Source organism: Gordonia malaquae, from assembly GCF_037148075.1.
GTDB classification, from domain to species: Bacteria; Actinomycetota; Actinomycetes; order Mycobacteriales; family Mycobacteriaceae; genus Gordonia; species Gordonia malaquae.
Genome location: NZ_JBBCUB010000006.1, coordinates 152,719 through 174,686, shown reverse-complemented (window position 1 = coordinate 174,686; position 21,968 = coordinate 152,719). Strand labels below are relative to the sequence as shown.

General features: G+C 65.7%; 21 protein-coding genes and 1 tRNA gene. 10 read left to right on the top strand and 12 right to left on the bottom strand.

The annotated features are described in order from the left end of the window. Window positions 1-73: 73 nt before the first annotated feature. From bagA to WFK36_RS19495, 4 genes are all read left to right on the top strand, one after another. Complete coding sequence (gene bagA, locus WFK36_RS19510; RefSeq protein ID WP_336793788.1) at window positions 74-1,075, top strand: ATPase BagA; 1,002 nt, start codon at window positions 74-76, stop codon at window positions 1,073-1,075. Beyond that, complete coding sequence (bagB, locus tag WFK36_RS19505) at window positions 1,075-2,172, top strand: ArsA family ATPase (protein ID WP_008377306.1); 1,098 nt, start codon at window positions 1,075-1,077, stop codon at window positions 2,170-2,172. Before bagA ends, bagB begins: the two co-directional genes overlap by 1 nt. A 121-nt stretch (window positions 2,173-2,293) precedes the next feature. Beyond that, window positions 2,294-2,992: an Abi-alpha family protein gene (locus WFK36_RS19500; protein ID WP_336793662.1), complete on the top strand. Its 699-nt coding sequence runs from the start codon at window positions 2,294-2,296 to the stop codon at window positions 2,990-2,992. A 1-nt stretch (window position 2,993) separates the two neighbouring features. Next, window positions 2,994-4,259 (top strand): DUF445 domain-containing protein, encoded by a 1,266-nt coding sequence (locus tag WFK36_RS19495; RefSeq protein ID WP_008377304.1) that lies wholly within the window; start codon window positions 2,994-2,996, stop codon window positions 4,257-4,259. Between the two features lie 59 nt (window positions 4,260-4,318). On the opposite strand, the gene WFK36_RS19490 is transcribed toward WFK36_RS19495, so the two are convergent. Beyond that, window positions 4,319-4,648: a WhiB family transcriptional regulator gene (locus WFK36_RS19490; protein ID WP_008377303.1), complete on the bottom strand. Its 330-nt coding sequence runs from the start codon at window positions 4,646-4,648 to the stop codon at window positions 4,319-4,321. A gap of 276 nt (window positions 4,649-4,924) precedes the next feature. Here WFK36_RS19490 and WFK36_RS19485 point away from each other — a divergent pair, with 276 nt between their 5' ends. From WFK36_RS19485 to WFK36_RS19460, 6 genes are all read left to right on the top strand, one after another. Continuing rightward, window positions 4,925-7,351 (top strand): penicillin-binding protein, encoded by a 2,427-nt coding sequence (locus WFK36_RS19485; RefSeq protein ID WP_336793786.1) that lies wholly within the window; start codon window positions 4,925-4,927, stop codon window positions 7,349-7,351. A gap of 51 nt (window positions 7,352-7,402) precedes the next feature. Further along, on the top strand, window positions 7,403-8,371 hold the full coding sequence (locus tag WFK36_RS19480; RefSeq protein ID WP_336793661.1) for a metallophosphoesterase: 969 nt from the start codon (window positions 7,403-7,405) through the stop codon (window positions 8,369-8,371). A 73-nt stretch (window positions 8,372-8,444) separates the two neighbouring features. Beyond that, window positions 8,445-9,434, top strand: a complete 990-nt coding sequence (locus WFK36_RS19475; RefSeq protein WP_336793660.1) for a siderophore ABC transporter substrate-binding protein — start codon at window positions 8,445-8,447, stop codon at window positions 9,432-9,434. 4 nt (window positions 9,435-9,438) lie between these two features. Beyond that, the gene (locus tag WFK36_RS19470) at window positions 9,439-10,458 is read left to right on the top strand and encodes an ABC transporter permease (RefSeq protein WP_336793659.1); all 1,020 of its coding nucleotides are present in this window, start codon (window positions 9,439-9,441) and stop codon (window positions 10,456-10,458) included. After that, a complete protein-coding gene (locus WFK36_RS19465; RefSeq protein WP_336793657.1) occupies window positions 10,445-11,473 on the top strand; it encodes an iron chelate uptake ABC transporter family permease subunit in 1,029 nt (342 codons plus the stop codon). The genes WFK36_RS19470 and WFK36_RS19465 overlap by 14 nt, the downstream gene beginning before the upstream one ends. Further along, entirely contained in the window at window positions 11,470-12,258 is a 789-nt protein-coding gene (locus WFK36_RS19460) for an iron ABC transporter ATP-binding protein (RefSeq protein WP_336793654.1), read from the top strand. Before WFK36_RS19465 ends, WFK36_RS19460 begins: the two co-directional genes overlap by 4 nt. Window positions 12,259-12,391: 133 nt before the next feature. Here the strand turns inward: WFK36_RS19460 and WFK36_RS19455 are convergent. The 11 genes from WFK36_RS19455 to WFK36_RS19405 form a co-directional block, all read right to left on the bottom strand. After that, window positions 12,392-12,465 (bottom strand) — tRNA-Pro (locus WFK36_RS19455). An 84-nt stretch (window positions 12,466-12,549) separates the two neighbouring features. Beyond that, a complete protein-coding gene (locus tag WFK36_RS19450) occupies window positions 12,550-12,756 on the bottom strand; it encodes a helix-turn-helix domain-containing protein (protein ID WP_336793653.1) in 207 nt (68 codons plus the stop codon). Window position 12,757: 1 nt separating this feature from the next. Beyond that, window positions 12,758-13,246 carry a DUF2975 domain-containing protein gene (locus WFK36_RS19445; protein ID WP_336793652.1) on the bottom strand — a complete coding sequence of 163 codons (489 nt, stop codon included), beginning with the start codon at window positions 13,244-13,246 and terminating at the stop codon, window positions 12,758-12,760. A gap of 93 nt (window positions 13,247-13,339) precedes the next feature. Continuing rightward, window positions 13,340-14,806: a hypothetical protein gene (locus WFK36_RS19440; RefSeq protein WP_336793651.1), complete on the bottom strand. Its 1,467-nt coding sequence runs from the start codon at window positions 14,804-14,806 to the stop codon at window positions 13,340-13,342. Next, window positions 14,803-15,261: a hypothetical protein gene (locus WFK36_RS19435; protein ID WP_040519600.1), complete on the bottom strand. Its 459-nt coding sequence runs from the start codon at window positions 15,259-15,261 to the stop codon at window positions 14,803-14,805. Before WFK36_RS19435 ends, WFK36_RS19440 begins: the two co-directional genes overlap by 4 nt. Before the next feature lie 56 nt (window positions 15,262-15,317). Further along, entirely contained in the window at window positions 15,318-15,749 is a 432-nt protein-coding gene (locus WFK36_RS19430; RefSeq protein ID WP_008377282.1) for an organic hydroperoxide resistance protein, read from the bottom strand. Between the two features lie 59 nt (window positions 15,750-15,808). Further along, on the bottom strand, window positions 15,809-16,486 hold the full coding sequence (locus WFK36_RS19425) for a hypothetical protein (protein ID WP_336793649.1): 678 nt from the start codon (window positions 16,484-16,486) through the stop codon (window positions 15,809-15,811). A 21-nt stretch (window positions 16,487-16,507) separates the two neighbouring features. Then, window positions 16,508-17,920, bottom strand: a complete 1,413-nt coding sequence (locus tag WFK36_RS19420; RefSeq protein ID WP_336793647.1) for a hypothetical protein — start codon at window positions 17,918-17,920, stop codon at window positions 16,508-16,510. A 214-nt stretch (window positions 17,921-18,134) separates the two neighbouring features. Continuing rightward, complete coding sequence (locus WFK36_RS19415; RefSeq protein WP_336793646.1) at window positions 18,135-19,436, bottom strand: lipase family protein; 1,302 nt, start codon at window positions 19,434-19,436, stop codon at window positions 18,135-18,137. Between the two features lie 137 nt (window positions 19,437-19,573). Then, window positions 19,574-20,599 carry an aspartate-semialdehyde dehydrogenase gene (locus WFK36_RS19410; protein WP_336793645.1) on the bottom strand — a complete coding sequence of 342 codons (1,026 nt, stop codon included), beginning with the start codon at window positions 20,597-20,599 and terminating at the stop codon, window positions 19,574-19,576. A gap of 1 nt (window position 20,600) precedes the next feature. Beyond that, window positions 20,601-21,866, bottom strand: a complete 1,266-nt coding sequence (locus WFK36_RS19405) for an aspartate kinase (RefSeq protein ID WP_008377274.1) — start codon at window positions 21,864-21,866, stop codon at window positions 20,601-20,603. Between the last annotated feature and the right edge of the window lie 102 nt (window positions 21,867-21,968).

Genomic DNA, 21,968 nt, shown 5'->3' with positions numbered 1-21,968 from the left:
ACGCTCACCTTATCGGTTAGCGAACGCCTCTGTTGCCGCGGTCGATAAGGTGAACCCTGTGGTCGAGAATCAGATGACGGACGCCGGAAGGGCGTGGCCGCCCGCGGCACGCGACGCCAGGCTGCATTTCGTGTCCGGCAAGGGTGGAACCGGCAAGACGACTGTCGCCGCGGCATTGGCGTTGGCATTGGCCGCCAAGGGGCAGCGCGTGCTGCTCGTGGAGTGTGAGGAACGTCAGGGCATCGCCCAACTCTTCGACAGTGCTCCCCTGCCGCCGGTCGACACTCAAGTCGCATCGCTGGAGGGCGGCGGCTCGGTGTGGGGGCTTGCACTGGAGATCGAGTACGCGCTGCTCGAGTACCTCGACATGTTCTACAACCTCGGATTCGCCGGTCGCGCGATCAAGCGGGTCGGCGCGATCGACTTCGTGACCACCGTCGCGCCCGGCCTGCGCGACGTGGTGATCACCGGAAAGATCAAGGAACGTGTGATCGCCGTCGACAAGAAAGGGCACCGCCTCTACGACTCGATCGTCGTCGACTCCCCTCCGACCGGCCGTATCGGCAACTTCCTCGACGTGACATCGGCGATGGCCGATCTCGCGAAGACCGGCCCCATTCGCAATCAGAGCGACGGCGTCGTCCGGCTGCTGCACTCGTCCGACACCGCCGTCCACCTCTGCACGCTCCTCGAAGCCATGCCGATCCAGGAGACCGTCGAGGCGATCGACGAACTCCGAGGTAAGGGCCTCCCGGTCGGGTCGGTCCTGGTGAATCGCGTGGAGCCGGCGCACCTTCCCGAAGAGATGCTCGACGAGATCGCCGAGGGCACCATCGACGCCGACCGCATCCGCGAGTCGATCACCGGCGCCGGTGTGAACCTCACCGACGCCGACCTCGCCGGACTGCTCACCGAGACAATCCAGTACGCGTCGCGCCTGCAGGCACAACACATCGCACGCTCCGAACTCGACGACGTCGACGTCCCCCAGATCGAACTGCCGACAGTGGAAGAAGGCATCGACCTCGGCGGCCTCTACGAACTCGCCGACGTCCTGAAGAAAGCGGGAGTCTGATGCCCGACCTGAAGATGGGCGCGGTCCTCGCCGACCCGACCACCCGCGTTGTGATCTGCTGCGGCTCCGGCGGAGTCGGCAAGACGACGACCGCTGCGGCGATGGCCCTGCACGCCGCCGAACAGGGCCGCACGGTCGCGGTCCTCACGATCGACCCGGCGCGGCGTCTCGCGCAGTCGTTGGGCGTGAGCGAGCTGACGAACGAACCGCAGCCGGTGCCCGTGTCGCCGGAGTCGAAGGGCACGTTGGACGCGATGATGCTCGACATGCGCCGGACCTTCGACGACATGGTGGTGGAGCACTCGACTCCCGAACGTGCCGAAGCGATCATGAACAACGCGTTCTATCAGACGGTGGCGTCGTCATTCTCCGGCACGCAGGAGTACATGGCGATGGAGAAGCTGGGCCGGCTGCTCGACGAGAACCGCTGGGACCTCATCGTCGTCGACACTCCCCCGTCGCGGAACGCCCTCGACTTCCTCGACGCGCCCCAACGGTTGAGCTCGTTCCTCTCCGGACGCCTGATGAAGATGCTCGTCGGCGGCGGGCGCGGGGTCGGCCGTGTCGTGACGGGCGCGATGAGCATGGCCATGCGCGGCATCTCGACGATAGTCGGCGGCGACATCCTGCGCGACGTCGCGATGTTCGTGCAGTCCCTCGATTCGATGTTCGGAGGCTTCTCCGAAAGAGCAGCCCGCACGTACGACCTTCTGAAACGACCCGGCACCCAGTTCGTGGTGGTGGCAGCGCCCGAGCCGGACGCGCTGCGTGAGGCGTCGTTCTTCGTGGACCGCCTGTCGAAAGACACCATGCCGCTCGCCGGTCTCATCGCCAACCGCACGCACCCGAATCTGACCTCGTTGTCGACCCCTGCGACAGCGGCCGCACTCGAGACCGTCGACGACGACCTGACCCGCGGAGTGCTCCAGGTGCATGTCGATCGCGCGGCGACCGCAAAGCGCGAGCTGCACCTGCTGCAGCGGTTCACCTCGTCACACCCCAGCGTCCCGATCGTCGGGGTGCCTGCCCTTCCGTTCGAGGTCGCCGACTCCGACGCGCTGCGGGCCGTCGCCGAGCAGATCGTGAGCCGAGGCTAATTCGTACCAATGAATATTGTTATATAACTCTCTTTGGCTCCGAGAACTGACCAATACCCCTCTCCCGTACTAGTACGCTGATGCGACCGCGCCCAGCGGCGACCGGTACGAAAGGGGATCCATGAGCAGCCTGTTCGACCCACGAGCCCTGCTCGGCTCCGCCGTGTCCATCACTCGGACCGCACTCAGTTATGCGGAGTGGACCGAAGAACAGTTCCTGGCGCTCGCCAGAGCCGGACTCGACGCGATCGACCCCGATTCGCCTGCCGCCGACGACGCACCCGCGGAGAAGACGGTCAAGGCCGAACCGCAGCGTGCCGCACTGGAACCCGCCCCTGCGCAGCAGCTCACCGAACGAATGAACGGCCTGCTCGACCAGGCCCTCAACCAGGGCACCGCCGCCAGCAGACTGGAACTGTTCACCCGCATTCTCGGTCAACTCGTCGCCGACGAAGCTCGGATCGTCGGCGCACTGTCCGACGGCACGGTGTCACCGCTGATCAACGTGATCAGTCGAACATCGTCGCGCTCACCAGTGCTGGAGAACGCCGCGTTGATCGGCCGGACGGCGAATCTCGCGCTGCCCGAGATGGTCCCCGCATACGTCACGAACCTGCTCAATCTCGGGTTGCTCGAGGTGGGGCCGGAAGATCCCGACCTGAAGGTCGACTACGAGGTCCTGGCAGCCGAGACGATGGTGCTCAAGGCCATCAGATCGTCGTCGGTGGGACCTGTCGGACCGCGCGTCGAACGGCGGACCCTGCGGCTGTCGTCACTGGGCATGGACCTGTGGACCACCGCGATGGCAGACGGCGACTGAGATGACGACACACGTCGTGGCCATTCAGACGTGGAGCGAGATCACCCACGACTTCGGTCTGAACTGGCTGATCTACCTGTCGATGCCGATCATCGCGGCGTTCGTCGGCTGGAGCACCAAGATCGTGGCGCTCGAGATGATCTTCAAGCCGATCGAGTTCCGCGGCGTCGGCCCCATCGGCTGGCAGGGCATCGTCCCACGTCGGGCCGGCAAAGTCGGCGCGACGACGATCCAACTTCTGACGTCCAATCTGCTGCGTCCCGAGGAACTGCTGGAACGCTTCGACGCTCAGGAAGCCGTCGAGGCGATCCGCGAGCCGTTGACGTCGACCATCGAGGAGATCACTCGCGACATCGCCGAACAGGTTCGGCCGGGCCTGTGGGACAGTCTGCCGTCCGCCGCGCGCCGCGCTGTTCACTCGCGGATTCAGCAGCAGGCGCCCGTCGTCGTCGAGAAGCTGTTCGACGAGATGCGGGCAGACATCTCGCGGTACCTCGACCTGCAATACCTGGCGGTCACGACTCTGGTCCGCAACAAGGAGAAGCTGAACACCCTCCTCAAGACGGTCACGTCGGATGCGATGAGCTTCGTCCGTCGCTCGGGGATCTACTTCGGGTTCGGCATCGGCCTGGTGCAGATGGTCGCGTGGGCCCTGTTCCAAAACCCGTGGATCATGCCGATCTTCGGATTCAGCGTCGGCTTCATCAGCGACTACATCGCGCTGAACATGCTCTTCCGGCCTCAGCTCCCGAAGAAGTACCTCGGCTTCATCCGCTTCCAGGGCCTGCTTCACGCACAGCGCGACAAGATCACCCGCGACTACGCGAAGATCCTCGCCGAGGATCTGTTCTCGCCGGAGAACCTCATCCAGGGAATCCTCGAGGGTCCGGGCTCGGACAAGCTGTTCGCACTCGTCGCGCGTGAGTTGGAGTCGGCGATCGATTCTCAAGTGTCGTTGGCCAAGCCGCTGGTGAGCCTCACGGTCGGCACGCAGAAGTACCGGGAGCTCAAAGACAAAGTGGTCGTCGACGTCCTCGCGCACGTTCCCGACACTCTCGCTCACGCCAACGACTACGCACTCACCACCATCGACCTGGAGAACACCATCGTCGAGAAGATGAGCGAACTGACCGAAGCCGAGTACGAGTCGATCATGCGCCCGGTCTTCAAGGACGACGAACCGCTGATGATCGCGATCGGAGCTATACTCGGCGGACTGGTCGGCGAACTCCAGGTCCAGCTGATCGAACTGTTCGCGCGTCACTGACAGGCGAACACGCGGCAGATGCACGCGAGCCCGGCGATCTGATCGCCGGGCTCGTCACATCACATCTTGTCGGGGACTGCGCCGATCCGCTGGCGGCGGCGCTGAGCGTCGAAGAACTCCGCCCACGAGGTGACCTCGGGATGCTGGCGGAGCAGAGCGCGACGCTGGCGCTCTGTCATTCCTCCCCAGACGCCGAACTCGACACGGTTGTCGAGCGCGTCCGCGCCGCACTCCATCTGGACCGGGCAGTGCCGGCAGATGGTTGCGGCTTTGCGCTGGGCGGCCCCTCGAACGAAGAGGTCGTCCGGATTACCGCCGCGACAGCGCGCCTGCGATACCCAGGTAAGGCGTGTTTCCGAATCTCCGGAGGACAACGGCGCCAAAGTCATTGCGCGATCCCACCTTTCACAAACCCATCGACACGGACCGACGCTCGACCCGCGCATAAGATCTCAAGCTGAGCGTCACCCTGCATTTGTGCGCATTGTGGGGTAGCTCACGTCCATCACCCTATTGAGACGCCCATCGCAAATCAAGTCGAGCCGCCAATGGCCCGGTAAGGCGCAGATCCCGCAGGTCGCTACCCGGGTGTACTCGACAGCACACGTATCCTGGCGACCGTGCGGAAGACAACGAACCTGGCCGGCCTCGCGGTCGCCTGCGTCATGGCGGGCGTCCTGCTTGCGGGCCTCCTGTTTCCAGTCGTCGGCGGAATCGGCGTCCTGACCAATCGAGCTGCGGCGACGATGGAGAATAGTTCCTCGGAACTGCTGAACGGCACCCTGCCGGAGGTCACCACCGTGACCGACTCGACTGGCAAGCCGATCGCGCAGCTCTTCGATCAGTACCGCTATCAGGTCGGGTACAACGACATCTCGCAGGACATGATCCGCGCGATCATCTCCATCGAGGATCGACGATTCCTCGAACACGACGGCGTCGACTGGCGCGGCACCATCCGAGCGGCGCTGAAGAACTCGGCGTCCGGCGACGTCCAGCAGGGCGCGTCCACTCTCGATCAGCAGTACATCAAGAACTATCAACTGCTCGTCCTCGCCCGCACCGAGGCCGAACGCCAAGCAGCGATCGAGACCACGCCCGCCCGTAAGCTCCGCGAAGTCCGTATGGCGTTGACACTCGAGCAGACGCTCATCGACCAGGCCAAACGCGACCGTGGGCTGGACGACGCCGCAGCCAAGCAGGACGCGAAGAAGCAGATCATCACGCGGTACCTGAACGTCGTCCCGTTCGGAAACAACGCCTACGGCATCGAGGCAGCCGCCCAGACCTATTTCGGCCACTCTGCCAAAGAACTGACGGTCGAGCAGGCCGCGATGCTCGCCGGCATGGTCCAGTCGAGCTCAGGCCTCAATCCCTACACCGATCCGAAGGCGACAACCGCCCGACGAAATCTGGTGCTGGACACCATGATCGACAACTTCCCAGAGCGCAGGGCCGAACTGACGGCGGCCAAGGAGAAGCCGCTTGGAGTGCTTCGCGAGCCACGTACGCCGACGCAGGGATGCATCGCCGCCGACAACGCCGGATTCTTCTGCGACTACGTCCTGCAGTACCTCGCGGACAACGGAATCTCTCGCCAGCAGGTGATGCGCGGCGGGTACCTGATCCGCACCACGCTCGACCCCGCGGTCCAGGCGTCGGCCCTGCGCGCGGCACAGGCACAGGCCGATCCGCACACCGAGGGCATCGCCAACGTGATGAGCATCGTCCGCCCGGGCAAGCAGTCGCACGACGTGGTCTCGATGGTGTCGAGCCGAAACTACGGCCTGGACGCGAAGAAGGATCAGACCGTCCAGCCCCAGCCGTTCTCGATGGTCGGCGACGGCGCCGGTTCGGTGTTCAAGCTGTTCACCACGGCGGCCGCGATGGAGAAGGGACTCGGAACCAGCGCAGTACTGCCCGTTCCGTCGAGCGTCTCGGTCTTCGGGATGGGCAACAGCAACGGCGCCAACGGTTGCCCCGCGAACGCCTACTGCGTCAAGAACGCCGGCGCGTACGCCCCACAGGCGTCGGTGACGCAGGCGCTCGCGACGTCGCCGAACACGACGTTCGTCCAACTCCTGCAGCAGGTCGGAGTGAAGCCCGCGGTCGACATGGCGGTCCGACTCGGTCTGCGGTCGTACAACTCTCCAGGAACGTCGGGCAACGGTGACCAGTCGCTGGCCGATTACATCAAGAAGGGCAACTTCGGTTCGTTCACCCTCGGCCCTTTCGCAGTGAACGCGCTCGAACTGTCGAATGTGGCGGCGACGCTGGCGTCCGGCGGCACCTGGTGCCCGCCGAATCCGATCGTCTCCATTCAGCAGGCCAAGCGCGACCAGTACGGCAACCGGGTGATGGACGAGAACGGCAAGCCGGCCCTGACCGCCGTTCCGTTCACCGCCCCCAAGTGCGAACAGGTCGTGGAGGCCGGGCTCGCGAACACCTTGGCCAACGCGATGAGCGAGGACGACCGCGGTATCGGCACGTCAGCACAGGCCGCACGCTCGACCGGATGGAACCTTCCGCTGTCGGGCAAGACCGGAACAACGGAGGCGCACCGCTCGGCAGCGTTCCTCGGTTTCACCAACCAGATGGCCGCAGCATCGTATGTCTACAACGACGGACCGACGCCTGCCGGAATCTGCACCGCGCCGCTGCGCCAGTGCTACGACGGCGACGTGTACGGCGGCTATGAACCGGCCCGCACGTGGATGAACGCGATCCTGCCGATCGCGCAGAAGTTCGGACCTGTCGCGATGCCGCCTGTCGACCCGCAGTTCGTTGCAGGTTCCGACCGCGGCCGGATTCCACAGGTGAGCGGCCTGCCGGTGAGCCAAGCGACCGCCCGCCTGCAGGAGGCCGGCTTCAAGGTGAACGAGCTCGAAGTCGACAGCGGACGCCCGAAGGGCACCGTCGTGTTCACCGCACCGTCCGACAGCGCGATGCCCGGCAGCACGATCGCCGTCTACGTGAGCAACGGCCGTGGGCCGTCCACGGGGCCGCGCGGACGCAACGGCGAGAAGATGATCGAGAAGACTGTCGAGGTGCCCGGCGTCGGGCCGGTCGTGATCGAGGTCCCCGACGAGTGAGCTAGGACTGACGAGGCACGCCCCGGCAGACGGCGCGCGTATCGTGGACGCATGCTCCCCGGTTCCGATTCCTCGTCCCGCGTGGCCCGTCTCGCCGCGGGTGCGGCAGGCGCCGCCGCCGCAGGCCTCGTCTATTCGACAGTGATCGAGCGCAACGCGTTCGCTCTCCGTCATGTGACTGCGCCGATCCTCGAACCGGGATCGTCGTCATTGCGGGTGTTGCACATCAGCGACATCCACATGATGCCGAATCAGCACCTCAAGCAGGCGTGGATCTCCGAGCTCGACTCGCTCGAACCCGACCTCGTCGTCAACACCGGCGACAATCTCGCACACCCGAACGCGGTGCCGGCGGTCGTCCAGTCGCTCGGCGGACTCCTGTCGCGACCCGGGCTCTTCGTGTTCGGGTCGAACGACTACTTCGGCCCCAAACCGAAGAATCCGTTCAAGTACTTCAAGAAGGATCACAAGCGCACACACGGAGAGCCGCTGCCGTGGCAGGACCTCCGTGCGGCGTTCACCGAACGGGGATGGCTCGACGCGACCCACGCAGTCCGCGAACTCGAAGTGGCAGGGGTGCGCATCGCGTCGGCGGGTGTGGACGATCCACACATCGAGCGCGACCGTTACGAGACGATCGCGGGCCGCCCGAACCCGCTCGCCCAATTGCGTCTCGGCCTCACCCACTCCCCCGAGCCGCGTGTCCTCGACGCGTTCGCCGACGACGGCTACGACCTCGTGATGGCGGGGCACACTCACGGCGGGCAGCTGTGCGTGCCGGGCTACGGAGCTTTGGTGACCAACTGCCACATCGACCGCTCGCGCGTGAAGGGCCTGTCACGTTGGGGAGCGTCGATGGCACTGCACGTCAGCGCCGGCCTGGGCACATCGCCGTACGCTCCTGCTCGATTCAGTTGCAGGCCTGAAGCCACTCTTCTCACCCTCACTGCGGTCCCGAACGGCGGCGGCGATGTCGACATCGATCTCACACTGCCGAGCCTGGAGGTCGTGACCAGCTGATTCTCGGCCGGGCGAGTTGGTAAACCTACACTATGTTAGGTTTGCGTTACCTTTAACGCCCGGAGGAAGATTCATGAAGTTCACGAGAATGCGCACTGCCGCGACCGCGGCAGCAGTGGTACTCGCAGGAAGCCTCGCACTCAGCGCGTGCTCGACCACCGCCGACGAGGCGTCCGCCTCCGGCGAGACGATCACCGTCAGCACCAATAAGGGCGACGTCGACGTCCCCGTCAACCCGACCCGCGTCGTCGCGCTCGACAACACGAGTGCCGAGACGCTCAAGGCGTTCGGCGTCACGCCCGTCGCAATTCCCAAGCAGCTGTACTCGAAGCAGCACCTCGGCGAATGGATCGACGACAACGACATCAAGGACGTCGGCGTCCACTCGGAGCCGAAGTTCGACGTCATCGCCGACGTCCAGCCCGACCTGATCATCGGCGGCTACCGCTTCTCGAAGCATGAAGCCGAACTCAAGAAGATCGCCGACGAGTCCGACGGCGCCTTCATCGACATCTCCGCAAGCGATGACGCACCGAACGGTCGCGTCGCCGCGATGATCGCCCAGACCGAGACCCTCGGCAAGATCTTCGGCAAGGAGGATCAGGCCAAGCAGATCATCGCCGACTTCAACGCCAAGCTCGACGCGGCCGAGAAGGCGACGAACGGCCAGACGGTGTTCCTGTCGATCGTCAACGGCGGCAAGATCGACAATGGCGCCAAGCGCATGAGCCCGCTCACCGAGCCCCTCAATCTCAAGGACGTCTTCGCAGGTCAGGGCGGCGACCACCATCAGAACTCGGGTCTGACTCCCGAGGCGATCGCCCAGGCCAATCCGCAGTGGGTCATCGTGATGGACCGTGATGCCGCAGTCGAGCCGGAGGACGGTTCCAAGCCGCAGCCGGCTTCTGCGGTGTTCGCCGCACAGGACGCGTTCAAGAACACCGAGTTCACGACGAAGAACCAGATCGTCTACCTCGACCCGGGTTTCTACCTGCGTGAAGGCATCCAGTGCTACGGCGAGAACTACGACACGATCGCCAAGACCATGGGCGGCCAGAAGTAGTCCTGTGGTCACCACGTCTGACACCGCCTCACCGGCGACACCCACATCGGTGTCGCCGGTGAGGCGTTTCGCCATGCCCGCGCTGATCACCGCGACCGCGGCCCTGGTCGTGGGCTCGCTGATGATCGGCGAGTACCGGATCACCGTCGGCGGCCTGGCCACCGGAGACAGCGAGATGTGGCGGATGTTCTTCATCTCGCGCGTCCCCCGGACCCTCGCGCTGATCCTCGCGGGCATCGCCATGAGCTTCTCCGGCGTCATCATGCAGCGCCTGACTCAGAACAGGTTCGTGGAGCCGACGACCGCCGGAACCGCCGAATGGGCCGGGCTCGGCGTCCTGGCCTGTCTCCTCTGGATTCCAGGCGCCCCGCCGCTGGTCCGCATGCTCGTAGCCTCGGCCACGGCACTCGTCGGAACGCTGATCTTCCTCGGCATCATCAACCGCATCCGAGCACGGCGGTCCGCCATCGTGCCTCTCGTCGGTCTCATGCTCGGCGCCGTCGTCGCCTCCGCGTCCACGCTCCTCGCAATCCAGAACAACCTGCTTCAGGCGGTTGTCGCGTGGCGGTCCGGCGGCTTCTCGCACATCGTCCGCGGCTTCTACGAACCGTTGTGGGCGGTCCTGGTGATCGCCGTCGCGTCGTACGCGCTCGCGAACTACTTCACGATCGCGGGGCTCGGCAAAGACGTCGCCACGAGCCTCGGGTTGAACTACGGTGCGACCGTCGGGCTCGGTGTCGCCATGGTGGCACTCGCCTCGGGTGTCACCAGTGTGGTGGTCGGGTTCATCCCGTTCCTCGGCCTGATCGTCCCGAACATGGTCAGCGCCGTCCGCGGCGACGACCTGCGGTCGAACCTGCCGGCGATCGCGCTGCTCTCCACAGTTCTCATCATCGGTTGTGACCTCATCGGGCGTGTTGTCGTCCGCCCCATGGAGATCCCCACCTCTGTCGTGATGGGCGTGATCGGCGCCGTCGTGTTCCTCGCCCTGATCTTCTCGAGGAGGACCAGTGTCGCTCTCTGACGCCACCGCCGCACCCGCTGTGACGACTGCGTCGAGCCGCTTCGGCTGGAAGTCACGTCTCGTCGTGGCCGGTGTTCTCGCTGTCGCCGCCGTCTGCTTGTACCTGATGTTGCGCACCGGTGCCGACGACGTCCTGCGCTGGGACTTCCGATTCGGGAACAGTTCGTTCCAGCGGCGTCTCCGAACCGTCGCTGCGATCCTGCTGGCCGCGTACTGCCAGGCGGTCGCCACCGTGCTGTTCCACACGGTGACCCACAACCGGATTCTCACGCCGTCGATCATCGGGCTCGACTCGCTGTACGTGCTCATCCAGACGGTCGGTGTCGCAGTCGTCGGCGCCAAGTTCGTCGACAACTCCGACACGGTGCCGCAGTTCCTGTTCCAGACGCTGACGATGGTGCTGTTCGCCGCCGTGCTCTACCGCTGGTTGTTCTCGGGGCGCTTCTCCAGCCTGTTCCTGCTGCTCCTCGCCGGTGTCGTGATCGGCCTCGCGTTCCGCGCGGTCTCCGAGTTCCTGCAGCGACTGCTGTCGCCGACCGACTTCGACGCGCTTTCGATCAAACTCTTCGGCCGTCTCGGATCGGTCAACGTCGACCTGCTGCCCATCGCAGCGTTGATCTGCCTGGTAGTCGGCGTGATCGTCTGGCGGCGCAGACACGTGTACGACGTCGTCCTGCTCGGGCGCGAGTCGGCGACGGGCCTCGGCGTCGACCACAAACGCGAACTGACCCTCGCGTTGGTCCTGATCGCACTGCTCGTGTCGGTGTCGACGGCACTCGTCGGCCCCCTGACGTTCTTCGGGTTCATCGTCGCGACGCTCGCGTACGAGTTCGCAGGCGACTGGCGGCACCGCGCGACGCTGCCGATGGCCTTCCTCATCGGCGTCACGATGCTCGCCGCCGGACAGTTCGTGCTCCACAACATCTTCTACGCGAGCGGTCAGCTGACCGTGCTGATCGAGTTCGTCGGCGGCATCGTGTTCCTCGCCGTCCTACTACTGAGGAAGTCATCGTGATCGAGTTCTCCGACCTCACCAAGAAGTACGCGGAAACCACGGTCCTCGGACCGGTGTCCGGCGAGTTCCCACGCGGCGGTGTGACGGCACTCGTCGGGCCGAACGGGGCAGGCAAGTCGACCCTGCTGACAATTCTCGGCAGACTCCTCGACTCGACGTCGGGTGAGGCGACGCTCGATGGGGTGCCGATCGGCAAGTACAAGACGACTGAGCTCGCACGCAGGCTCGCGATCCTCCGGCAGGAGAACTCGGTGAACGCGCGGCTCTCCGTCCGCGATCTGGTCGCCTTCGGTCGTTTTCCGCACAGCCGCGGCCGATTGACGACCGAGGACGAGACCAAGATCGCCGCCGCCATCTCGTTCCTCAATCTCGACGAACTCGCCGATCGTTTCCTCGACGAACTGTCCGGCGGACAGCGTCAGCGCGCCTACGTCGCGATGACCCTCGCCCAGGACACCGACGTGATCCTGCTCGACGAGCCGCTCAACAATCTCGACATGCGGCATCAGGTGCGGATGATGGACCAGCTCCGCCGCACCGCCGACAGCTTGGGCAAGACGATCATCGTCGTCGTCCACGACCTCAACTTCGCCGCCGCATACGCCGATCGGATCGTCGTCCTCGAGAAGGGCACGATCGTCGCCTCCGGCACGCCGGACGAGATCATGGACTCCGAGCTGCTTTCGAGCATCTTCGGCACCACGGTGCGCGTTCATCGCATCGAGGGCGTCCCCGTGGCCGTCTATGCGGGTCTACCGGTGGACGACGCCGTCTCCACCGCCTGACTGCATGCCAACGTCGGCGACGATTTCCGGCGTGGGACCGGAAATCGTCGCCAACGTTCACTGTCGAAGAAACGAGTGAGGCCCCGACCGGATTTCTCCGGCCAGGGCCTCAAACTGCTATCTCAACCTAGCGTCGGGGTGGCGGGATTCGAACCCACGACCTCTTCGTCCCGAACGAAGCGCGCTACCAAGCTGCGCCACACCCCGTGTGCAGCCTGATACAGCCTACAACGAGCATGCATGAACTATTAAATCGCCTGGCCAGGAGAGGTTTCCGGGATCGACGGGACCCTATTCGTCGACCCACTGGAGGATGTCCCCCGGCTGACATTCGAGCACACGGCAGATCGCGTCGAGGGTGGAGAACCGGATCGCCTTGGCACGCCCGTTCTTGAGCACGGCGACGTTGGCCGGCGTGAGCCCTACCGCGTCGGCGAACTCGGCGACGCCCATCTTCCGTCGCGCGAGTTCCACGTCGATGCGGACGACGATCGGCACGTCAGATCACCTCGTCCATGTCCGAGCGCAGCGTGGTGGCCTGTCGCAGCAGCGACCGCATCACGAGCATGAGCAGTGCCAGGACAAGGCCCCCGAGAGTGACCATCGTCAGCAGGAACGGCAGCCCGGGGTCGTCCAGGGCGCCGAACAGCGCCAGCGCGACCAGCAGGCCCGCGGGGAGCAGCGCCGCTCCGACGATCGCCCAGATGATGGCGTCCACCCAGCGAAACGACGACTCGTCGAAGATGCGGTCGCGGCGGATCCGGCCGAGCAGGACCCAGATCGCGACGAGCACCACCTGCAGGCAGAGGAATTCGTAGGCGACGAGAGCAGTGGCGGTCCACCGCTCGCCCACGGTCATCTCCCCGATGCTCTGCATGTACCGGAACTTCCCGGGAAAGGAGAGGGTCTGCAGCACGGTGACCCCGACGAACAGGAGCGCCAGGGCCGCCTTCGACGGCCAGTAGACGAGGGTTGTGAGTCTTTCCATGCATCGATTATCGATCGATGTCTATCGATAGTCAATCGATTTCTGTCCTCGCGAGGTCACCAGGTGAACCTGAGTGCACCGGGTCAGGTGCCGTCACTGGTAGGAGATGAACCAGGGCTCGGGCCGCACACGGAGAGTCTGTCGCGGCGAGAACATCGGCTTGTCCTCCTTATAGAAGTTCTTCCACCCCAACCAGACGTTTGGCGGCAGACCGTCGACGATCCGCTCGTAGGTGGCGCGCTTGACCGTCGGAGTGCCGTGACCGTCTGCATGGATGACTGTCGCGAGTTCGGGATGCGATGTGTCGAGCAGGCTCCGATCGCCGAGCATGTCCGCATCGAACTGGTGAAGGACGAACACCTTCTGTGGCAGGTTCTCCGTCCGTACGAGGTCGGCGAGCCAGTCGGCGGTCTTGTTGACCTCAGCGGGGTCGACGGACCCGATCTGAGTCAGGTGGACCTGTTTGGGCTTGAGACGCCACTCGGGGTCGAGAGCCAGTCCCACGTGCGGTTCCTTCAACAGGTCGCGGTACATCTTGGCCTGCGTCAGAAAATCCATGCGACCCGGCTGGAGGTCGAGGGTCACGTAGACGCCGGCTCTGCCTGCCGCGTCGATCCACGGCCGGATCGCCTCGGGGTCGATGATGTTCGTGTACTTGCCCTGGTATCCGGGATCGGCTGAAGCGACGGTCACGATGATCTCGAATGCGGGCACTATCGTCTCGACCGACAACCGCTGATACGGCTCGGCGACACGACGTATCCGCCGGATCGATGCGTCGATCCCTTGAGCACCCAGCGGCCCGAGATCCGCACCGCCGGGCGAGCCGTACAGCGCCACCATCCGACGGCCGGGGAAGACGATCTGTCCGCCGCCCGGCAACTCGGGGACGGTCCGCGCCGCGGCGATCCGGTCGCCTGCGGTCTTCTCGTTCCCGAACGCTCCGATCGCCAGGACCGGACGGTCCGGGTCTTCCTTCAACGCGGCTACGGCTTCTCCCGACGACCGTGGATCCGCGATCGGCACACCCACGGCGGTGACGCCGGCCGCTTCGGCGGTGGCGAGCGCGTCGACGCCGCCCGCTACCAGGACGAGGCGGTCGGCGGTCGCCGTCGCGGAGGGGATCGCCCCGGTGGCCGACTCCGAGTCTGCGGCAGGAACGCCGAGGTCCGGCAAGCCGGGACCGATTCCTATCACCTGATCGACGTCGAGCCTGGACAACTCGGCGGCCACCGGTGCGGGTCCGGCATCGTCGATCTGAAGCACCGGGATCTTGTTCGCCGACGCCACATCGATCGCTTTGCGTCGCTCGGAGTCGCCGGCATTCGCGGACAGCACGACCGCCGTGGACGCCGAGTCGAACAGCGTCCGACTCACGAGCACGGATGAAGGAACGGAAGGGTCGTCGACGACGGTCACCGCCGGAGTGTCGGGTGCCGACGTGATGCCGGGCGACGTCGGGTCGACCGTGACAGAGGATGCGACCAGGGCCGCGACGGCGAGGAGAACTCCGCCCGCGATGAGCGGGCGTGATCGGAGTGCTCCCCGCTGCGAGGTCATTCCTCGTCCGACGCGTCCACGTCGACGAAGGTGACGCGCGGCGTGGTCGCTGCGGCGTAGAGAGCCAGTGCGGCGAAGGCCAATGCACTGAGCACGAAGATGACCGTAACTGCGAGGACCACACCCCACATGATCATCGGGACCGTGCCGTCGAGCGAGTCGAGGGCCAGTGCCCCGAATCCGGCCAGCACTGCACCGAGCAGAGCCCACGCGGCACTGCGAACCTTGGGGCCGACCTCGGCCGTGTAGAACAGGCGCTTGTAGACGGCCGTCTCGAACTCGTCGACAGCGGCGAGACGGACCGGGTCGCCCGCCGCGAGATCACGCAGCGTCTGGGCGAGTTCGGCGTCGCGCTTGAGAATCGTCGACTCACGCTGTCGATAGACGACGAATGCGATGGTGGCGAGCGTCGTCGCCAAGAGTCCGATACCTGTTGCGCATGCCCACGTGTTCACACTCGATCACGCTACCGGTCCGCGGGCGCGACGCGCGTCACACCCGCGGACGTGCGTCACACACGAGACGTGACAGTGCTCACGATGTTGCCGCGAGTGGCCTTCGAGTACGGGCAGAAGCCGTGTGCGGCGAGAGCGAGTTCGTTGGCCTGGGCGGTGTCGAGGCCCGGCAGGTACACGTCGATGTCGCCGGTCAATCCGAAACCGTCGTCGGCGTCGTCCTTGCCGATGCCGACGGTCACACGGACCTCGGTTCCCTCGGGCACGGCGACGCCCGCGTTCTTCGAGACCAGGCGAAGAGCGCCCATGAAACAGGCGGCCCATCCGGCCGAGAACAGCTCCTCGGGGTTGCTGCCGTCGCCGTTGCCGCCCATCTCGACCGGCGGAGCGAGAGTCAGGTCGATGCGACCGGAGTCGGACACCACCTCGCCGTCACGACCACCGCCGCGGGAAGTCGACGAAACTCGGTACACGGGCGTCACAGTCATCTGTCTCTCCTAGCTTTCGGTGTCGTCGCACGCCGATGTGCGCGGGACCGAATCCCAACCTACCCGCCGCGTGCGACGCGCATGGGCCGCACGCGCATCGACGGTGGAAGCCATTGTCCGACGCTGCTCCGGAGCGTCATCAGAATCGACAGGATCAAGAAGCCGAACTGCACCCACGCCATCGCCCAGACCCACCGCGGCGAGCCCGGGTAGTTGAAGAGCAGGTCAGCACACACGGGCACGAACAACAGCAGGACGACGAGCGTCGACATGTAGACGTTCCGCAGGTTCCGGCTGTGCTTGGTGGCGATAGCCACGAGCATGGGCCACGTGAGCGCCATCAGCACCGGGATACCGATGAGGAATGCGGGCGGCCAGAACGCCGCCATCGACTTCGCCTTCTCCGCGGGATCGACGTCGGGCACCTTCTCCAGGCCCGGACGCAGTCGGTCGGCGAGCAGATCCGTGATGTCCGAGACATGCGCGAACCCGTAGATCACCCACACCAGGCACGCGGCGCCGGCGATCAGCCAGGCGACCCGCGCGTCACGCGTGAGAGCGAGCGGCGGGACGCCGGGGTCAGTCGGCCTGGCCGGGTACCGATCACGATGCTCGCTGTCCTTCGACTTGCGAGCGATCTCCGCCATGTCCTCGGCGTCGAGTTCGGCCTGCGTCGGAATACGATCCGGGTCAGGCTCCTTCGAGGGATGATCGGCGTCGCCGTTGGGCACTGTCATGCGTCGATCGTTCCACAGTGACTATCCGCCGACCTTCAGCATCCGCGTGACGGTGCCCTGCCACAGGATTCCTCCGGGCCCGATCATGCCGGTCAACTGCATCGGCTCGTCGAGCGGCGCGTCGCCCACCTTGCGCGTGACGATCCGCTTGCCGGTCGCGAAGCTGATGCCGACGTAGTCGACTGGACCAAGTTGTTGCGGACCACCGCGGTACGGACCGTATGCCAGACCGTGGATGAGTCCGTCGGCGCGCGACAGTCGGGGCAACGTCGCCATGCGGTCGGTGCGGGTCTCCCACACTCGCTTGCAGGTTCCGTCGACGACGTCGATCCGGGTCATGCCGCCGCGGAACGGCGCGGCCCCCGGCCGGCTCGGTCCGGTGACCGCCATCGGCGGATACGCGAATCCGTACGTGCTCGGGACGACGACGCTGTTGCCCCACGCCATCGGCGAGTTCTCGGTCCCCTGCGGACTGGACGTGAACGCGCGGAGCGAGCAGACGGGTGCGCCGGTGTCGCTGTCCAGAATCCAGAGCTTCGGGATCGCGGCGTTGTCGACGATGGCGACCCAGCCGTCGCCGTTCAGGCCGAAGTAGGTGGGTGTGGTGCCCGAACCCCACGTCAACTGGCCCGGCCTGCGTGCTTGACCGCGCTCGTAGGCGCGACGCCACACTGTCGTCGGGACGCCGTCGGCGCCGGCTCGCATCTCGTAGAGCGCGTGGGTGGTGAGGATCGACGCTCCGGTCCGACGAATGCTCAGACCGTTGCCCAGATCCTCGCCCTTCGGCAGGTGGGTGGATCCGACCCGTCCGTCCGGCGCGATGGTGCCGACCACACCGTGGGTGGTGGCGAACCACGTTCGGCCCTGGAAGTCGGGGGCGAGTCCGGTCACGCCGTCGCCGCGCAGGTGCCGTTTGATGTCGACGCGCTTGTCGACGGTGAGCTTCCATCCGCGCGAGGTCCGATGATGACCGACGTGCAGAACGGCTCCGCTGCCGTCCGCCACGACCACTCGGTTCTTCTCGTCGAGGTAGCCGTAGACACCGCCGAGCAGTCCGCCCTTCGTGAGCGGCAGCTTTGCGAGCACCGCCGCGGTCTTCGGGTCGAAGAGTGTGACGACTGGTGTCGCCACCTGGGGCGGGCTGCCTGCGATGTACGCAGTACAGAGGGAGACCGGGTACCCGTCGGTGCCGACGAAGGTCGCCGCACACACTCCGCCCGGGGTGCTCGACGCCAACAGTCGTCCGTTGCGTCCCGGACCGCGGAGTGCTGTGCTGTCGGTCGACGCCGCATCCCCGTGCATCAACGACGTCCAGTCGGTGGCGACCCCGGGCGGACGCCCTCCGTCTGGCTCGGCCGTTGCGGTGGCGCCGACTGCGCCGAGACACAGGGCGGCTGCTGAGACGAGCGCCGCGATACGCGTGAAACCCTTCATTCGATCAGTTGATCATGTCCTGAGTGCCCGAGTCACGACTTCTCCTCAACGTGAGGAGAAGTCGGCACAGTCGTCACCATGCCTTTCCCCTGCGCCTCGAGCCGCCTTCCCCCTGCTCGCTCAAGGAGCAGGGGGCAAGGCTCGCTCAAGGCGCAGCGGGACGCAGGCTCAAGGAGCAGGGGACGCGGTCTACTCAAGGAGCGGAGGCGAACCGTCAGTCGTTGAACGACGACAGGAGGAAGCTCGTCGCGGGGAGGAGCTTGAACACCATCGGCAGTGCGTGGTTGACGACGAGTCCCGGGAAGATCGGCGGGGTGTAGTCACGCTCGAGGTGCACGTCGGCGCCCTGAGCCTTCCAGTCGCGGTACAGCTGCACCACCTGGCCGGTCGGGATCACGTCGTCGTTGATGCCGGTCGAGATCAGGACCGGCGCATTCGGCTTGAGGCGGCCGATGCGCTGGTCGTCGAGCATCGCTTTGACCTCGGGGTAGCGGTTGATGACCGACGCCAGCGACTCGCCGCGGCGGGTCCAGCCGGTGGTCCGCTGGAATCCGAAGGAGAGGCCGGTGTCGCCGATGCACTGCGTCGCGACATCGTGCAGGACTCGCTTGCCCTGGGCGTTCGTCTCCTTCTTCAAGACGGGTGCGAGGGCCGGATAGCGGGCCTCGAGGCCGTTGATCGCGTAACCGATCGCTCCGGCGATGAAGGTGCCATCGATCTTGGTGATCACCTTGGACAGGTCGGCAGGCGGAGCGCCGGCGTAGGTGCCCTTGACGTTGAGACCCGATCCGTACGTCGACGCGAGCTCTGCCGCAGACGCAGCCGCGCCGCCGCCCTGCGAGTAGCCGGTGAAGCCGACCGGCGCGTCCTTCGGAGCGTTCGCGACCTTGAGGCCTGCGCGAGCGGCGTCGAGCATGGCGCGTCCGGACTCGAGGCGGTTCACGTAGGTGTGGATGCCCGGGGTGCCGAGGCCGACGTAGTCGGTGATGACCACACGGACACCGTTGAGCAGCATCAAGTTCATCTCGAGCGCGGTGTAGTTGACGGCGATGCTCGGCTTGGTCGGGTCGATCGCGAGAGGGAAGCTCATCAGCTTCGATCCCGCGCACTGATCGCCCTGGCCGACGGTGCCGGGTCCGATGACGACGGTCGGGCGAACGCCCTTGCCCTGCCAACGAGCGGTCGGCTCGACGACGGTACCGGTGACTGCGGTCGGCTCACCGTTCTGCAGGGTCGACGTGTACATGATCCGTGTCGCCGTGCCCGGCCACTGATTCTTGACTCCCGGGATCTGCAGGAGCAGCGAGCTCGGCTGCGTCCTGATCACCGACCCCGGCGTCGTGTCGAACGTGGACGGCGGAACATAGAAGTTCCGTGCCGCGTCGGCTGTTTGAGGTGCAACCGACACGAGGCCGGTGGCCGCCACGACAGTTGCTGCAACAGCGGTGAATGAACGGACCCATCGGCCGCCGAAGCGGCCCGTCTTCAATGAGACGTTTCCCCGAGAATTTCTCATGAGGAGCAATCTAGTGCACAACTGGTCGAAACATGTAACGGGGAGTACCAGCCATGCGATACGAGAGCCCCGCCACGTTCTGAGAACAGCGATGCCCGCGTCACCATGCGGTGACGCGGGCATCGACGAGTCTTAGATCAGACCAACAGTTCTGCGATCTGCACCGTGTTGAGTGCGGCGCCCTTGCGCAGGTTGTCGCCCGAGACGAAGAGTGCCAGTCCCTTGCCGTCCGGGGCGCCCGGATCCTGGCGGATGCGGCCGACCAACGACACGTCGCCACCTGCCGCGTCGAGCGGGGTGGGCACGTCAGCGAGCTGCACGCCTGCGGCGTCGACCAAGATGGCGCGCGCCTCGTCGGGGGTGATCGCCTCGTCGAACTCTGCGTTGATCGACAACGAGTGGCCGGTGAAGACCGGCACACGCACGCAGGTGCCGCTGACGAGCAGGTCGGGCAGACCGAGGATCTTGCGCGACTCGTTGCGGAGCTTCTGGTCCTCGTCGGTCTCGCCCGAACCGTCGTCGACGATCGAGCCGGCGAGCGCGATCACGTTGAATGCGATCGGCGCGACGTACTTGTCCGGCTCGCCGAGGTCGACGGCCTTGCCGTCGTGGACGAGCTTCTCCGCGTCGTCGATACCCTTGCGGACTTGGCCTGCGAGTTCGGCGACGCCTGCGAGTCCGCTTCCGGACACTGCCTGGTAGCTGGAGATCACCAGGCGACGCAGACCCTTCGCGTCGTGCAGCGGCTTGAGGACCGGCATCGCGGCCATCGTGGTGCAGTTCGGGTTCGCGATGATGCCCTTGGGCGGGTTCTGCGCGAGTTCGCCGTTGACCTCGGAGACGACCAGCGGGACGTCCTCGTCCTTGCGCCACGCCGACGAGTTGTCGATGACGGTGACTCCGGCGGCCGCGAAACGCGGCGCCTGAACACGCGACATGGTGGCGCCTGCCGAGAACAGCGCGACGTCGAGCCCGCTGGGGTCGGCGGTCGCGGCGTCTTCGACGACGATCTCGCCGTCGCCCCACGGCAGTGTGGTGCCTGCCGAGCGCTCGGACGCGAAGAACCGGATCTCGTCGATGGGGAAGTTGCGCTCCGCGAGGATCTCGCGCATCACGGCGCCGACCTGACCGGTCGCGCCGACGACTCCTACTTTCAGTCCCATGTCAGCGACCCGTTCCCGCGTAGACGACGGCTTCTTCGTCGGTGCCGAGTTCGAACGCTTCGTGCAGCACTCGGACGGCGTTGTCGAGGTCGTCGTCGCGGACGAGGACCGAGATGCGGATCTCCGAGGTGGAGATCAGTTCGATGTTGATGCCGGCGTCGCTCAGCGACTCGCAGAACGTGGCGGTGACGCCGGGGTGGCTCTTCATGCCGGCGCCGACGAGCGAGACCTTCCCGATGTGGTCGTCGAGGTTCACCTCGGCGAAGCCGAGCTCGTCACGGAGCTTGCCCAGCTCTTCGACGGCGAGAGCGCCGAGTTCCTTCGGCAGCGTGAAGGTGATGTCGGTCTTGCCGGTGTCGATCTTCGACACGCCCTGCAGGACCATGTCGATGTTGATCTCGGCGTCGGCGACGGCGCGGAACACCTTGGCGGCGTACCCGGGCTTGTCTTCGATGCCGACCACGGTGACCTGAGCTTCGCTGCGATCGTGCGCAACACCGGTGAGAATGGCTTCTTCCACAGGAATGTCCTCCATCGAGCCGGACACGATGGTGCCCGTGTTGGTCGAGTACGACGAGCGCACATGTACCGGAACGTTGTAGCGGCGCGCGTATTCCACGCACCGGAGCATCAGAACCTTCGCGCCGCAGGCTGCCATCTCGAGCATCTCCTCGAAGGAGATCTTGTCGAGGCGGCGCGCGTTCGGCACGATGCGCGGGTCCGACGTGTAGATGCCGTCGACGTCGGTGTAGATCTCGCAGACGTCCGCTTCGAGGGCCGCGGCGAGCGCGACGGCGGTGGTGTCCGAACCGCCACGGCCGAGGGTGGTGACGTCCTTGGTGTCCTGCGAGACGCCCTGGAAGCCGGCGACGAGCACGATGGTGCCCTCGTCGAGCGCGCTCCGGACGCGACCGGGCGTCACGTCGATGATCTTGGCCTTGCCGTGGCTGGACGTCGTGATGACGCCGGCCTGCGAACCGGTGAACGAGCGTGCCTCTTCACCGAGCGCTTCGATGGCCATCGCCAGAAGCGCGTTCGAGATGCGCTCGCCGGACGTCAGCAGCATGTCCATCTCGCGCTGCGGCGGGTTCGGGTTCACCTGCTCCGCCAGGTCGAGCAGCTCGTCGGTTGTGTCCCCCATCGCCGAAGCGACCACGACCACGTCGTTGCCCGCGCGCTTGGTCTCCACGATCCGCTCTGCGACGCGGCGAATGCGCTCGGCATCCGACACGGACGAGCCACCGTACTTCTGGACGACCAGTGCCACGTGTGCACCTTCCTCAGGTTTTCTCTCGAGCTGAACTCGGATCTGTTCAATCGGTCAGTGGTCCACCCTACCGGCCTGGTGTGACCCCCGCGCAGGCTACGC